12 protein-coding genes are annotated in these 14962 nt (G+C 72.3%); 5 read left to right on the forward strand and 7 right to left on the reverse strand.

Annotation, left to right across the window (positions count from 1 at the left end):
- Positions 1 to 469: 469 nt before the first annotated feature.
- Positions 470 to 1963 (forward strand): glycosyltransferase family 2 protein, encoded by a 1494-nt coding sequence (locus ACFQ46_RS15890; RefSeq protein ID WP_380260341.1) that lies wholly within the window; start codon positions 470 to 472, stop codon positions 1961 to 1963.
- A 64-nt stretch (positions 1964 to 2027) separates the two neighbouring features.
- Here ACFQ46_RS15890 and ACFQ46_RS15895 read toward each other — a convergent pair whose 3' ends face one another.
- From ACFQ46_RS15895 to ACFQ46_RS15905, 3 genes are all read right to left on the reverse strand, one after another.
- Complete coding sequence (locus tag ACFQ46_RS15895) at positions 2028 to 2447, reverse strand: Dabb family protein (RefSeq protein ID WP_380260342.1); 420 nt, start codon at positions 2445 to 2447, stop codon at positions 2028 to 2030.
- 107 nt (positions 2448 to 2554) lie between these two features.
- The gene (gene lepB / locus ACFQ46_RS15900) at positions 2555 to 3286 is read right to left on the reverse strand and encodes a signal peptidase I (protein WP_380260343.1); all 732 of its coding nucleotides are present in this window, start codon (positions 3284 to 3286) and stop codon (positions 2555 to 2557) included.
- 88 nt (positions 3287 to 3374) lie between these two features.
- Positions 3375 to 4874, reverse strand: coding sequence for an MFS transporter (locus ACFQ46_RS15905; protein ID WP_380260454.1), 1500 nt, complete (start codon positions 4872 to 4874; stop codon positions 3375 to 3377).
- Between the two features lie 176 nt (positions 4875 to 5050).
- Between ACFQ46_RS15905 and ACFQ46_RS15910 the strand changes: the two genes are divergently transcribed.
- The 4 genes from ACFQ46_RS15910 to ACFQ46_RS15925 are packed head-to-tail and all read left to right on the forward strand — an operon-like array spanning position 5051 to position 9797.
- Positions 5051 to 5719 (forward strand): TetR/AcrR family transcriptional regulator, encoded by a 669-nt coding sequence (locus ACFQ46_RS15910; protein WP_380260344.1) that lies wholly within the window; start codon positions 5051 to 5053, stop codon positions 5717 to 5719.
- Positions 5720 to 5771: 52 nt separating this feature from the next.
- Positions 5772 to 6995, forward strand: coding sequence for a thiolase family protein (locus ACFQ46_RS15915; RefSeq protein WP_328295355.1), 1224 nt, complete (start codon positions 5772 to 5774; stop codon positions 6993 to 6995).
- Positions 6995 to 9052, forward strand: a complete 2058-nt coding sequence (locus ACFQ46_RS15920) for a 3-hydroxyacyl-CoA dehydrogenase NAD-binding domain-containing protein (RefSeq protein WP_380260345.1) — start codon at positions 6995 to 6997, stop codon at positions 9050 to 9052. Before ACFQ46_RS15915 ends, ACFQ46_RS15920 begins: the two co-directional genes overlap by 1 nt.
- 40 nt (positions 9053 to 9092) lie before the next feature.
- The gene (locus ACFQ46_RS15925) at positions 9093 to 9797 is read left to right on the forward strand and encodes a GntR family transcriptional regulator (RefSeq protein ID WP_380260346.1); all 705 of its coding nucleotides are present in this window, start codon (positions 9093 to 9095) and stop codon (positions 9795 to 9797) included.
- Positions 9798 to 9801: 4 nt separating this feature from the next.
- On the opposite strand, the gene ACFQ46_RS15930 is transcribed toward ACFQ46_RS15925, so the two are convergent.
- The 4 genes from ACFQ46_RS15930 to ACFQ46_RS15945 form a co-directional block, all read right to left on the reverse strand.
- A complete protein-coding gene (locus ACFQ46_RS15930; RefSeq protein WP_380260347.1) occupies positions 9802 to 10563 on the reverse strand; it encodes an SDR family NAD(P)-dependent oxidoreductase in 762 nt (253 codons plus the stop codon).
- A 122-nt stretch (positions 10564 to 10685) separates the two neighbouring features.
- Positions 10686 to 11855, reverse strand: coding sequence for an acyl-CoA dehydrogenase family protein (locus tag ACFQ46_RS15935; RefSeq protein ID WP_380260348.1), 1170 nt, complete (start codon positions 11853 to 11855; stop codon positions 10686 to 10688).
- Positions 11852 to 13372, reverse strand: a complete 1521-nt coding sequence (locus ACFQ46_RS15940) for a long-chain fatty acid--CoA ligase (RefSeq protein ID WP_380260349.1) — start codon at positions 13370 to 13372, stop codon at positions 11852 to 11854. Before ACFQ46_RS15940 ends, ACFQ46_RS15935 begins: the two co-directional genes overlap by 4 nt.
- Before the next feature lie 52 nt (positions 13373 to 13424).
- A complete protein-coding gene (locus ACFQ46_RS15945) occupies positions 13425 to 14900 on the reverse strand; it encodes a GGDEF domain-containing protein (RefSeq protein WP_380260350.1) in 1476 nt (491 codons plus the stop codon).
- Between the last annotated feature and the right edge of the window lie 62 nt (positions 14901 to 14962).

A 14962-nucleotide genomic window follows, 5' to 3' on the forward strand; every position in this document is an offset into this window, starting at 1 on the left:
ACGAGGACGACTCCCGCCGGGGCCGGCGGTGCCGCGGTACCACCCCGCTTGCCGTCCTCGACCGCCCCGAAGGACCGACGACGACGACCTCTCGTCCGGCTGTCACGGGCCGCACCCGTCCGGTTCTAGTGAGCCGTCCCACCCGCTGGGTGGTGCGGCCGTTCTTCCGGAGGCTCACCGGTGATGGCCGGATCGACGCCTGTGCGGTCATCGTAACCGTCGCCGAGGTCCAGGTCTTCCCCGTTCGGCACCGGAAGTCACGGATGTCGCGACTCCGGTCACCACCCGTCAAGGGTTGCGTGAGGTGACGTCACTCCGGGTGATGACCAAGGGTCCAAGCGGTCTGTTCATCACCGCAGCGTTACCTCTAGCGGCGGAACGGAGCTGTTGGTGGAGCAATCGGCTACCTAACGTCACTGATGAGCCCCTCGCAGTACCCCGAACTCCCCCCGCCCCCGGAGGAACCCCCATGGCCGTCCAAGACCTCGCCCCCCTGCTGGTCCAGCCCGAGCCCCGGGTCGTCGAAGGAACCGTCGTGCCGCGCCTGAGCGTGCCGGCTCCCCGGACGAGCATCGCCGACCGGATCGCGGACACCGCGGTGACCGCCCGCCGCGCCCTCGAGGTCACCATCCACCGGCTGCGCTACCGCCCGGCGACCCGCCGCACCGCCAAGATGGCCGTGCTGCTCCCCGCGCACAACGAGGAGCAGGACATCGAGGCGTGCCTGGAGTCGCTGATGGCGCAGTCGAGGACCCCCGACCTCATCGTCGTCATCGCCGACAACTGCACCGACGCCACCGTGAAGATCGCCAAGCGCTACCGCGGGGTCAAGGTCATCGAGACCGTCGGCAACACCGACGCCAAGGTCGGCGCCCTCGCCACCGGTTACGCGGAGTTCCTGGCCGGCGGCGCGTTCGACGTCATGGTCAGCATGGACGCCGACGTCGTGCTGGACCCCGACTGCCTCGCCGACCTCGAGGCCGAGCTGCTCAAGACCCCCAGCGCCGCCGCCGTGTCGGCGAAGTACCACTTCGCCGAGGGCACCGGCGGCTGGTTCAACCGCCAGCTCGTCCGCGCCCAGAAGATGGACTTCACCCAGTTCCAGGTCCGCGCCAACGAACGCGCCCGCAAGACCACGATCGTCGGCGGTCAGTGCTCGGCCTTCCGCTTCAGCGCCATCGACGAGGTCACCCGCCGCCACCGCCGCCCCGCGCCGTGGACGAACGAGACCGCCACCGAGGACGCTCAGCTCGGCCTGGAACTGCAGGAGATCGGCTGGACGACGGTCATGTCGGCCACCGCCCGCGCCCAGGTCGGCGCCATGCCGACCGTCCGCGCCCTCTCGGGTCAGCGCGCCAAGTGGAACGCCGGGCTCATCTCGCTCATGACGAGCATGCCGCTGTCCAAGCGCACCCTGCCGTTCTGGCTGCAGCACATCGGCCTGGGCCTGAACGTCGTCATGCGTCTCGCCTTCGTCGCCCTGCTCGCCGCGTCGCTGTCGGTCTCGCAGTTCGTCTGGTCCTGGTGGTGGATCACCCCGACCGCCCTCGCGGCGCTCTACCAGCTGAAGATGGCCCACCTCTCCCCCCACCGGACCCGCGCGGACTACCTCTTCGCCGTGCTCTGGCTGCCCGGTGAGATGTGGCTGTGGTTCTCCGGCTGGAACACCGCGAAGTCCTGGGTCACCCACCTGCTCGGCAAGCGACGCGACCTCTGGGCCGACCAGGCCGCCGCGGAGGCCGGCAAGCGCAGCGGCAGCGGCGCGGGCGCCCTGCTCGCCACCATCGTCGGGTCCGTCGTCGCGTCCTCCGTCGGCGCCTGGTACTGGCTGACCCAGGCCAGCATCGAGTTCCAGCGCGTGGTGCTCACCGTCGGCTGGCGCACCCTCGCCGCCGTGACGATCATCGCCAGCGTCCTGCTCGTCATCAAGCTGCTGCGCCCGACCCGCGGGCTCACCGCCTGACCCACCACCGGGAGCGCGGACAGGTCCCCGGACCTGTCCGCGCTCTCGTGCGTCCGGGCTCTGCTCAGGCGACGACGTCGAAGACCAGCACCCCGTCGGTGGGGTGCAGCAACGGTCCGACGAACTCCTTGAACCGCGCGTGCGCGGGGTCGAGGTGCGCGGGGTCGTCGAGCACGGGGGTGCCCACGTAGTAGTTGCGGTCGCCCTCCGAGGCGAACGTCACGACGATGCCGTGGCGGAACGGTGCCGCTCCCTCACCGCTGGCCTGCTCCCCCGCCTCGATCGAGACGACGTAGCGCTCACCGTCGCGCTCGGAGTCCGCGAGCGCCCGGAACCGGCGCAGGACCTCCTGCTGCTGCTCGGGGGTGACGTCGTCGCGGTAGCGGAACAGGACCACGTGACGCACGGTCGCGGGACGGTAGTCGCGGGCGGTGAAGGTGGCCGGGCCGACCTCGGCCAGCTGACGTCTGAGTTCTTCGAGCACGACGGCATGCTGGCACGTCCTCCGCACACCGCGAGTGGAACGTTCGGCGGCGGACAGACGCCACCCCAGCCACGGAACGTTCCCCTTCCGGGGGACGATGGGGCGAGCTACCGGTCCTTCACGTCGGCGAAGGCGGAGGGGGTGCCCAGCCACGACCAGTGCGAGACCGGCCAGACGACGCTGTAGGCGCGACCCACGACGAGGTCGATCGGGACGAAGCCGCCGTCGGTGGACCCGGCGTTGTAGCGGGAGTCGCGGGAGTTCTGCCGGTTGTCGCCCATGACCCAGAGCTCCCCGGCGGGGACGGTCACGTCGAAGTCGACCTCGGTGGGTTCGGCGCCGGTGGCGAGGTAGGCCGACTCGTCGACGGGCGTGCCGTTCACGGTGATCTCGCTGCCGTCGTCGGTGCCGACGACGTGGTCGCCGGGCAGGCCGATGACGCGCTTGATGAGGTGGTCGTCGGAGTCCTCGGGGAGCAGACCGACGAAGGTCAGGACGTCGGAGACGGCCGTCGCCACCGCGCCGCGCTGGACCGTGCTGCCCGGGGGCAGCCAGCCCCCCGGGTCCTGGAAGACGACGACGTCGCCGCGGGCGAGGTCGAAGGGGCCCGGCGTCAGCTTGCTGACGATGACCCGGTCGCCGACGTCGAGGGTCTGCTCCATCGACTCCGACGGGATGAAGAAGGCCTGCAGGAGGAACGTCTTCACGACGAGGGAGACGACCAGGGCCACCGCCACGACGAGGACGACCTCGCGCACGGCCGCGAAGAGCCTGCCGCCCGCGGACGGCTGCGGTGGCGGCGTCGCTCCCGGTGCGTCGACGTCCTGTTCGGTGCTCATGCGTTCTCCCTCACCCGTGCTCCCCACCCGTGCCCCACCCGTGCCGGTCCCAGTCAACTGCACGCCCGCCCCAGCGTCACACGCGTGGTCAGTGGGCGATGACCGGACCCGCGTCGGGGTCGAACTGCGGCGCCCCGCGGCGCAGCAGGAGACCGGTGGCGAGGGCACCGACCACGAAGATCCCCGAGCAGACCCAGAACGCGACGTGGTAGCTCGACAACGTGGCCTGGGCGAGGTCGGCCGGGGACGGCTCACCGTCGACGTGGTCGGCGAGGTAGTTCGTCACGGTGCTGCCGGCGAGCGCAGAGAGCAGCGCGGTGCCGATGGACCCACCGATCTGCTGGACGGTGTTGGCCATGGCGCCCGCGACGCCGGCGTCGGCGGGCTGGACGCCCAGGGTGGCCGTGGCCATCGCCGCGGAGAAGATGAAGCCCAGTCCGACCCCCTCGACGATCAACCCGGGCAGGACGACCGAGGCATAGTGGGAGTCGACGTCGATGCGGGTCAGCAGGGCCATGCCGAGCGCGGCGAGGACGAGGCCGGTGGGGACGAGGGGCTTGGGACCCACGCGCGGCAGCAGCCGGGCCCCCACGAACGGTGCGGTGACCGAGACGGCGCCGATCATCGGCAGGAACGCCAGCCCGGTCTGCACGGGGGTGTACCCGAGCTGCTTGGCCAGGTAGTAGGTGAGGAAGAGGAAGACCCCGAACATGCCCGCGCCCACGACGGCCATCGCCAGCAACGACCCACCGCGGTTGCGGTCGAGGACCACGCGCAGCGGCAGCAACGGGTGCGCCGCGCGGGTCTGCCACCAGCAGAACACCACGAGCAGGACGATCCCGGCGACGAGGAACCCCCACGTGCTCGGGGAGGTCCAGCCGTGGGTCTCGGCGTTGCCGAGGCCGTAGACGATCCCGACGAGACCGAGGACGGCGGTCACGGTGCCGAACCAGTCCAGCGGGGCGGGGTTCGCCGACCGCTGGTGCTTGAGCAGCAGGGACGCGGCGACGACGGCCACCACGGCGAGGACGTCGTTGATGTAGAGGCACCAGCGCCAGGACAGGTGCTCGGTGAGCAGCCCGCCGAGGAGCAGCCCGATGCCGCCGCCGGCGCCCGCGACCGCCCCGAAGATGCCGAACGCCTTGGTCCGCTCCCCCGGTGCGGTGAAGGTCGTCATGAGCAGCGACAACGCGGCCGGGGCCAGCATCGCGCCGAAGGCACCCTGCAGGGCGCGGGCCACGATGAGCATCCCGAAGCCCTGCGCGACACCGCCGAGGGCGGAGGCGAGGGCGAAACCCACCAGACCGGTGAGGAACATCGGCTTGCGGCCGACGACGTCGGAGAGGCGGCCGCCGAGCAGCAGCAGACCACCGAAGGCGAGGGCGTAGGAGGTCACGACCCACTGGCGGTCGTCGTCGGAGAACCCGAGGGAGGCCTGCGCGGTGGGCAGGGCGATGTTCACGATCGTGGAGTCGAGGACCACCATGAGCTGGGCCAGCGAGAGGACCGCGAGGACCAGCCAGCGCGAACGGTCGGCGGGGGGTGCCGGGACGTCGTTCTCGGGCGAGGTGCGCGGACGCGGCGGCACCGCGCTCGCGGTCTCACGAACCGGGTCGAGGGGCGGGTCTGCCGGGGTGGCCTCGGTGCTCACGAGCTCTCTTCCGTGACGGGGGTCTGCTGGTCTCCCGTTCTGCTTCGGCCGCGCCGCGCGGGAAGTTGAGGCCCGTCCTCCACTTCGTCCGCGGACGTGCCGATGGGCAGGTCGTGAGCACCACCACCCCCTCCCCGGCGGCACGCCCGCTGCGGCGCGACGCCGAGCTGAACCGCCGACGGGTGCTCGACGCCGCCCGGGCGGTGTTCGCCACCCGCGGCCTGGCCGCCAGCCTCGACGACGTCGCGCGCCACGCCGGCCTCGGGGTGGGGACGGTCTACCGCCGCTTCCCGGACAAGGACGCCCTGGTCGAGGCGCTCTTCGAGGAACGCATCCGTGAGCTCGTCGACCTGGCGGACAGGGCGGCCGCGGAGGTCGACCCCTGGGACGCCGTCGTGAGCTTCCTCACCGGCGCGTGCGAGCGGATGGCCGCCGACCGGGGGCTGCGCGACGCGGTCCTCTGCGCGGAGCACGGCCGCAGCGGACTCACCCTGGCCCGCGCCGAGCTCGGGCCCCGGTTGCAGGAGCTGGTCCGGCGCGCCCGCTGCGCCGGCCGGCTGCGGCCCGACGTGGAGACGAGCGACCTCGTGGTGCTCCTGAAGTCCGTGCACGTGCTGGACGTCGGCGAGGCCTGGCGCCGCCAGCTCGCGATCGCGCTCGACGGCCTCTGCACCGCCCGTCGCCACCCCACGCCGTTGCCCGGGACCGCACTGAGCGAGGACGCGTTGCAGGCTGCGCTGTCCTCCTCCCGGGCGTTAAGCGGGACTCCCGGTACCGGATAAACCGGACGCCGCGTACGGTGGTGCCCGCCAGCACCAGTGACGAGGAGGTCCTGTGGTCCACACGCCCGCCCCGGGTCGGAGCGTCGTCTTCGCCGACGGCGTCCGCACCCCGTTCGGCAAGGCCCGTCCCGACGGCCTGCACGCCCAGACCCGCGCCGACGACCTGGTCGTCGCCTGCCTGCGCGAACTCCTGCGGCGCAACCCGTCCCTACCCCCCGAACGGGTCGAGGAGGTCGCGATCGCGGCCGCCACCCAGTCCGGCGACCAGGGCCTCGTCCTGGGCCGCAGCGCGGCCCTGCTGGCGGGACTGCCCGTCACCACCCCCGGCTACGCCATCGACCGCTGGTGCGCCGGCGCGATGACGGCCGTGACGACGACCGCCGCCTCCATCGCGATCGGCGCCCTCGACGTGGCGCTCGCGGGCGGCGTCGAGCACATGGGCCACCACCCGCTCGGGCAGGGCATGGACCCCAACCCGCGGTTCCTGGTGGAACGCATCGTCTCCCCCGACGCCCTGGACATGGGCAAGACCGCGGAGGCCCTGCACGACCGGTTCCCGCAGCTCACCAAGCAGCGCGCGGACGAGTTCGCGGTGAACTCCCAGGCGAAGTTCGCCAAGGCCGTCGCCAACGGCCAGGTCGGCGCCGACCTCGTCCCGGTCGCCTCCGCCAGCTCCGAGCGCGGCTGGGGGCTCGCGACCGAGGACGAACTGGCCCGCCCCGGGACGACCGTGGAGGCGCTCGCGAACCTGCGCACCCCGTTCCGGCCGCACGGGCGGGTCACGGCCGGCAACGCCTCTCCCCTCACCGACGGGGCGACGGCGTCCCTCATCGCGGCGGAGGACGTGGCCGGGGAACTGGGCCTGACACCCAAGATGCGGCTCGTCGGTTTCGGGTTCGCCGGCGTGGAACCCGAGGTCATGGGCCTCGGCCCGATCCCCTCCACCGAGAAGGTCCTGGCGCGCACCGGGTTGACCATCGACGACATCGGCCTGTTCGAGCTCAACGAGGCGTTCGCCGTGCAGGTCCTCAGCTTCCTCGACCACTTCGGCATCGCCGACGACGACGAGCGGGTGAACCCCTACGGCGGCGCCATCGCCATCGGGCACCCCCTCGCGGCGTCCGGGGTGCGGCTCATGACCCAGCTCGCCCGGCAGTTCTCCGAGCACCCCGAGGTCCGCTACGGCCTCACCGCCATGTGCGTGGGCCTGGGTCAGGGCGGTTCGGTGGTCTGGGAGAACCCGTCCTGGCAGGGCTTCGACGGAGGAGCGAACTGATGCCCGTCTTCGTCCGCACCCTCGACCTGCCCGCCTCCTCCGGTGTCGTCGGTCCCGGGAGGATGGCCCTGCTGACTCTCGACTCCGGCGACCCGCGGCGGCCCTTCGTCCTCGGTTCCGACACCCTGCCCGCCCTCGAGCAGGCGATCGACGAGGCCGAACGGCTGGTCCGCGACGAGGGTGTCGTCGCCATCGGCGTCACCGGGGTCAACGGGGTGTTCTGCGCCGGCGCCGACCTGAAGTCCGTCGCGCACACCACCTCGCGCGAGGACGCCGTCGCGACGGCGGAAGCGGGCCACCGGGTGCTGGGCCGCTTCGCCGACGCGCCGGTCCCCACGTTCGCCTACGTCAACGGGCTCGCCCTCGGCGGCGGCCTCGAGACGGCCCTGCACTGCACCTACCGCACGGTGTCGAGCTCGGTCCGCGGTCTGGGGTTGCCGGAGGCCCACCTCGGTCTGGTCCCCGGCTGGGGCGGGACGTACCTGCTCCCCCGGATCGCCGGCCCGGACGTCGCGGTGAAGGTCGCGATCGAGAACGCGCTGGCGAACAACCGCACGCTCTCGGGTCCGCAGGCGCTCGAGGCGGGGATCGTCGACGCCGGGTTCGAACCCGCCGACTTCCTCGTGGAGTCGTTGCGCTGGACGGCGTCCGTGCTCGCGGGCACGACCACCGTGGCGCGTCGCGAACTCGTCGACGCGCCGACCTGGGACGCCGCGATCGCCCGCGGCCGGGCCGTCGCCGACACCCGCGTCCACGGCGCCGCACCCGCGCCCTACCGCACCCTGGACCTGCTCGAGGCCTCCCGCACGAACGACCGTGCGACGCACTTCAGCGCCGAGGAGGCCGCCCTGGGCGACCTCATCGTCTCCGGTGAACTGCGGGCCGGGTTGTACGCGTTCGACCTCGTCCAGCGCTACGCGAAGAAGCCCGCCGGTGCACCGCCCGCCGAGGCGGCACGGAAGGTCACGAGCGTCGGCGTCGTCGGGGCGGGTCTGATGGCCTCCCAGCTCGCGCTGCTGTTCCTGCACCGGTTGCAGGTCCCGGTCGTGCTCACCGACGTCTCGGCCGAACGGGTCGAGAAGGGCGTCGAGTTCGTCCGCACCGGTGTGCGGGAACTCCTCGGCAAGGGCCGCATCACCCAGGACACCGCGAACCGTCTGACGGCGTCGGTGTCCGGTTCGGTCGACAAGGGCGCGCTCTCCGACGCGGACTTCGTCATCGAGGCGGTGTTCGAGGAACTCTCCGTCAAGCAGGACGTCCTGCGGGAGATCGAACCCCTGCTGCGTGAGGACGCCGTGCTGGCGACCAACACCAGTTCGCTGTCGGTGACGGAGATGGCCTCGGTCCTGAAGAACCCCGAGAGGTTCGTCGGGTTCCACTTCTTCAACCCCGTCGCGGTGCTCCCGCTCGTCGAGGTCGTGCGCACCGGGACGACCGACGAGGCCGCCCTGGCCACGGCGTTCGCCGTCGGGAAGCGGCTGAAGAAGACGTGCGTCCTGGTCCAGGACGCACCCGCGTTCGTGGTGAACCGCATCTCGACGCGCATGTTCGACGAGGTCGTCCGGGCCCTCGACGCGGGAACCCCGCTGCTCGAGGTGGAACGCAGCCTCGACCCGCTGGGGCTGCCCATGTCACCGTTCCGGTTGGCGTCGTTCGTCGGGCCGGCGGTCATGCTGCACGTGCACGAGACGCTCGCCGCGGCCTTCCCCGACCGCTACCGCGTCTCGGACAACCTGCGGCGCTGGGTGGACGCCGGTTCGCCGGAACTCGTCACGCCGAAGGGCCCGGTCGCCGAGACCGGGGCCGCGGAGGGGTTGTTCTCGGTGGCCACCGAACCGCTCACCGGCGAGCAGGTCCTGCGCAACGTGCAGGACGCGCTCGCCGACGAGATCCGCCGGGTGCTGGACGAGGGGGTCGTCGCGGGCCCGCAGGACGTCGACGTCTGCCTCGTCCTGGGCACCGGGCACCCGTTGTTCACCGGCGGGATCACCCCCTACCTCGACCGCGTCGGGGCCTCCGAGCGCGTCACCGGACGGCGGTTCCACCCGGCGGGATAGCCTGTCGGCCGAGAGTTCTCGGTCCGGGAGGGTGGTGGCAGTGGCACGCGACGTCCCCACCCTCCCCACCGCCCCGTCCCGGGCCTCGCTCGCCGACGCCGTCCACACCTCGTTGCTCACGTGGTTGATGGACGGGCACGCCGCTCCGGGTTCCTCGTTGAGCATCGACGGCCTCGCGCGCGACCTCGGGGTCTCCCCCACGCCGGTGCGGGAGGCGTTGGTCCGCATCGAGTCCACCGGCCTGATCCACCGCGCGGCCCTGCGCGGGTACTTCGTCGCGGACATGCTGAGCGCGACCGAGGTGAACGACCTCATGGACGCGCGGTTGCTGCTGGAGTGCCGCAACGCCGCGCTGGCCGCGGCGCACGTGGACGACGCCCTGCTCACCGTGCTGGCGGCCACCGTGGAACGCATGGCGGCGGCACCCACCGGACCGGGTTTCGCGGAGTACCGCGAGTACCACGCGGCGGACAACGAGTTCCACCACGTCCTGAACCGGGCCGGCGGGAACCGGTTCCTCGCCGAGGCGTTCGAGGGGCTGAACGGCCAGATCCAGCGGTTCCGGTTGCGCCTGGTCCCCGGCGTGGGGGTCACGGACGCCGGGTTGGCGATCGCCGAGCACGCGGCCATCGTCGAGGCCCTGGGCCGCCGGGAACCGGACGGGGTGGAACTCGCGGTGCGCGAGCACCTCGAGAAGGTGCGCGAACGCGCCCTCGACGACCGCGAGTCCGCCGTCCCCGCCTGAACCGTCAGTGGATGAGCTTCCCGCCGTCGACCTGGAACTCCGCACCGTTCACGTACCCCGCGTCCTCGCTCACCAGGAACGAGACCATCGCAGCGATGTCGTCGGGCTGGCCGACGCGGCCGACGGGGATGCCGGCCGACATGTCGGCCTTCCGCTCGTCGGTGAGCTTCCCGCCCATGATGTCGGTGTCGACGGGACCGGGCAGGATCGCGTTCGCCGTGATGCCGAACGGGCCGAGTTCACGGGCCGCGCCCTTGGTCAGCCCGAGGACGGCGGCCTTCGAGGCCGCGTAGGCGGTCTTGGAGAACGTCCCGCCCCCGTCGAGCGCGGTGATCGACGAGGTGTTGACGATCCGCCCGACCCCGACCTCCTGCATCCGCTTCGCCGCGGACTGGATCATCAGCAGGGACCCCGTCGCGTTCACCGCGTAGCTGAGGTTCCACTCCGCCACCGTCAGCTCCATCAACGGCGTGGGGCAGGCGATCCCGGCGAGGTTCACGAGACCCACGACGGGCGGCAGCGCGTCGTCGATGCGGGCGAAGGCGGCCACGACGTCGTCCTGGGCGCTGATGTCCACGGCCACGCCGAGCACCGAGGTGGAGGCGGACAGCTCCTCGGCGATCTCGGCGACACCGTCCTCGCGGACGTCGACGAGGGCGAGGCTCCAGCCCTCGCGGGCGAGGCGGCGGGCCACCACGCGACCGATGCCGCGCGGGGCACCGACCCCCGTGACGACGGCGGTGCGCTGAGCGGGGAACGCGTTCACGGCGGTTTCGTCTCCTTCGCTGGACCAGTCAAACGATCCAACATCCAACAGGATCCACGGTCAACCCTTGTGATCGAGCACGCTGTCACCTGCAAACGTGCCTGATCACGAGGAGGGAAGGATCAGGTGAAGCTGGAGATGCCCGTGAGGTGGCGGCCGACGATGAGGGTCTGGATCGACTCCGTCCCCTCGTAGGTGTGCAGCGCCTCGACGTCGGCCATGTGCCGGGCGACGCGGTGCTCCAGCAGGATCCCGTTGCCGCCCAGCAGGTCACGGGCCATCGCCGTCACGAAGCGGGCCTTGCGGGTGGCGTTGACCTTGGCCAGCGAGGCCTGGGTGTCGGTGAGCCGGCCGGAGTCGGCGAGCTTGCCGACGCGCAGGCAGAACAGCTGCATCGCGGTGACCTCGGCGAGCATCTGCACCAGCTTGTCCTGGACGAGCTGGAAGCTCGCCAGCGGCTGGCCGAACTGCTTGCGCTCCAGGGAGTAGGCCAGCGCCGTCTCGTAGGCGGCCGTCGCGTGGCCCAGCGCCCCCCAGGCGATCCCGGCCCGGGTCGCGGACAGGACGCGACCGGTGTCGCGGAAGGAGTTCCCACCGGGCAGCCGGTTCGCGGCCGGCACCCGCACGCCGGTCAGCGTGATGTCGGCGTTGTGGATGGCGCGCAACGACGCCTTGCCCTGGATGGCGGTGGCGCTGAACCCCGGCGTCCCGCGTTCGACGAGGAAGCCCTGGACGGCGCCGTCCTCACCGCGGGCCCACACGACGCAGACGTCGCAGATCGTGCCGAACCCGATCCAGCGCTTGGCGCCGTCGAGGACGTACTCGTCACCCTCGCGCCGGGCGGTCGTGGCCAGCGCCACGGCGTCGGACCCGTGGTCGGGTTCGGTGAGCCCGAACGCCCCGAGGACCTCCAGGCGCGCCATCGGCGGCAGCCAGCGCTCCTTCTGCTCCTCCGAGCCCAGGAACGCGATGGAGCGCATCGCGAGACCGGCCTGGACGCCGAGCATCGTCGCGAAGCTCCCGTCGCCCCGGGACAGTTCCATCGTGATCAGACCGGCTGCGGTGTGGCTCAGCGCCGGGATCCCCGGTCCCTGCAGACCGTCGCCCACGAGGTTCAGCTGGGCGTACTCCTTGAGGAGGTCCAGCGGCATCTCGGCGCGTTCCCAGTACCCGCCCGCGACCGGGATCACCTTCTCGTCGACGAACGCGCGGACGCTCGCCCAGACCTCGCGCTCGGCGTCGGTGAGGTCGCCGGCGATCTCGTAGTAGTCCACTCCGGTCGGGCTGGTCATGCGGGGCGCTCCTCGTGCTCGGTGCTGCGGACGGGCGGGTGGATCTCGCGTTTGAGGATCTTGCCGGTGGGGCCCTTCGGCAGCTCCTCCACGATCCAGACCCGGCGCGGGTACTTGTACGCCGCGAGCGCGTCCTTCACGTGCTGCTGCAACTCCTCGGGCGTCGCGTGCGCCCCCTCCTTGAGGACGACGGCCGCGCCGATCTCCTCCCCCACCAACGGGTCCGGGAAACCGACGACGGCGACCTGCTCGACCGCGGGGTGCTCGTAGAGGACCTCCTCGACCTCGCGCGGGTACACGTTGTAGCCACCGCGGTCGATCATGTCCTTGGCCCGGTCGACGATCGTGTAGTACCCGTCCTCGTCGCGGGTCGCGAGGTCACCCGTGCGGAACCAGCCGTCGACGAACGTCTGCGCCGTCGCGGTCGCGTTGCGCCAGTAGCCCTTCATGACGTTCTCCCCGCGGACGACGATCTCCCCGACCCCCTCGGTGACGACGGAGCCGTCGGCGCCGCGCAGGTCCATCTCGCAGCCGCGCACCGGGACCCCGATCGTGCCGGGTTTGCGGACGGTGCCGGGGTGGTTGAAGGAGGCGACCGGGGAGGTCTCGCTCAGCCCGTAGCCCTCCAGGATCTCCACGCCGAAGCGCGCCTCGAAACCGCGCAGGACCTCCACCGGCAACGACGCGCCCCCGGAGACGCAGGAACGCCAGGAGGACAGGTCGTAGGACTCGGCGTCGGGTTCGTTGAGCATCGCGACGTACATGGTCGGCACGCCGGCGAAGTGGGTCACCCGGTCGCGCTGCACGACGGCGAGCGCCGCGGCGGCGCTGAAGCGCGGCAGCAGCGTCATGGTGCGCCCGGCGATGAGGGCGGTGTTCATGGCGCAGGTCTGGCCGAAGGCGTGGAACAGCGGCAGCGCGCCGAGGATGACGTCGTCCCCGCCGAGGCGGATGAGGCTCTCCTGGGAGGTGACGGCGTTGCTGAAGAGGTTGCGGTGGCTCAGCTCCGCACCCTTGGGGGAACCGGTGGTGCCGGAGGTGTAGAGGATCACGGCGGTGTCGTCGGGGTCCGGTGCGTGCGCCGCGGGGTCGGGGTCGACGCCGGCGAGCAGGGCGGCGGTGGCCTCCGGTTCGACGACGACCACCCGGGTCGGGGTGCCGACGGCGCCGGCGTGGGAGGCGTCCGCGACGGCGTGCCAGACGAAGGCGAGGACGGCGCCGGAGTCGGCGAAGTGGTGGTTCACCTCGCGGCCGCGCAGCAGCGGGTTCATCGGGACGACGACCGCACCGGCGCGGAGGATGCCGTGGTAGAACACGGGGAACTGGGGCACGTTGGGCAGGATCAGGGCGACGCGGTCGCCGGGCCGGACGCCCTCGGTGCGCAGCAGGGTCGCGACCCGGGCGGTGGCGTCGTCGAACCCGCGCCACGTGAGGGTGTGCTCGTCGAGTCGGACGGCGACGCCGTCGGGCCGGCTGCGGGCGTGCTCGGCCAGGGTGGTGCTGAACGTGGTGCTCATCGGAACTCCTGCAGACGTCGTCGGCCGCGTGTTCCTGCGAGTTTCACACACGTCAGGCGCTGGGGCGCGAGTACTCCCCCGGTTGCTTCTCGGGGCGGTGTGCGACGGCGGTGCGGCTGCAGGCGCGCCCGGCGTGCTTGGCGGCGTAGAGGGCCTCGTCGGCCCGGCCGACGAGGACGCCGGTCTCCTCGCGCCCGTCCCAGCCGGCCAGGCCCGCCGAGAACGCCTGCCCCGCGGGCACCACCGCGCGCAGCTCGTCCAGCAGCAGCTCGACGCGCGCGGGCTCCCACCCGGTGATGACGAGGAGGAACTCCTCCCCGCCCCACCGCGCGAGCTGGGCCCCCGTCCCGGCCAGCGCGGTGCTCCAGGCGGTCGCCGCCCCCACCAGGAGGGCGTCACCGGCGGGGTGGCCGTAGGTGTCGTTGAAGGCCTTGAAGTGGTCGAGGTCGAGCAGGGCGACGACGAGGGGGACCCCCTCGCCCCGGGCCCGCTCCTGCGCCCGCTGCAGCTCGGCGTCGGCGCTGCGCCGGTTGAGCAGGCCGGTGAGGGGGTCGGTGCGAGCGAGGTCGCCCAGCAGGTCGGTCTGCTCGCGCAGCCGGCGCAGCAGGGTCGACATCCGGGCCACCACGAGCAGGAACAGGGTGGTGGCGCCCACGACGACGGCCCAGCCCTCGGTCGGCAGCCCCAGGGTCAGCTGCAGGGCCAGGGTGCCGGGGGCCAGGAGGCTGGCGCCGGTGAGGACGGCCAGGCGCAACGGGCTGAACTCGTGCCGGCTGCTGGGCGAGGGGTCGGAGAGGCGGCGCATCGAGGGGTGCAGCGCGGCCATCCCCCACAGCACGTAGGAGGCGGTGAAGGCCAGGTCGACCCAGGTGTCGTCCAGGGTGGCGTAGGCGTCGGAGTACTGCCAGAGGGTGTCGGCCGTCAGCATCAGGGCCGCCGCCGCGCCCAGCAGCCCGGCCGCGGCCGAGCGCGGCCCGGCGGCGCTCAGGACCCGCACCAGCATCGCCAGGACGACGACGTCGCCCACGGGGTAGGCCAGCGAGACGAGTCCGGCGGGCAGGTCCTGCGGCAGGGCGGCCAGCGCGGGGCGCACGAGGAAGGTCCAGGACAGCAGACCGAAGCCGACGGCGAGGATCGCGGCGTCGATGACGCCCTCGCGGTCGGCCCCGGGCCGGGCCTGGCGGGCCATCCGCAGCATCGCGACGGCGATGAGGGGGTAGGCGAGCAGGTAGAAGACGTCGGGGACGCTGGGGAAGGCGTCCCAGCCGAGCCAGGTGTAGCAGACGGCGTAGGAGGCGTCACCCAGTGCCCAGGCCAGCAGACCGGCGGTCAGCAGCCACCAGGCCGAGGCGCGCTGCGGTCGGTGCAGGCGGGTGCCGACGGCGGTCGCCACGGCGGCGGAGACGCTGACGAGCGCGAACAGGGCGTCGTTGAGCATCCCGGGAGGCAGCGCGACCCCCGCGGCAGCGGCGAGCGCACCACCGACGGCGTAGGCCTGCCAGGGCAGCAGACGTCGGGCGGAGGGCATACCGCAGCATCGGCGGGTCCCGGGCGCACCTTCAGCACCCGTCACCGGATCGGGTGCCGGAG

The organism is Kineococcus sp. GCM10028916 (assembly GCF_042674865.1).
Classification (GTDB): domain Bacteria; phylum Actinomycetota; class Actinomycetes; order Actinomycetales; family Kineococcaceae; genus Kineococcus.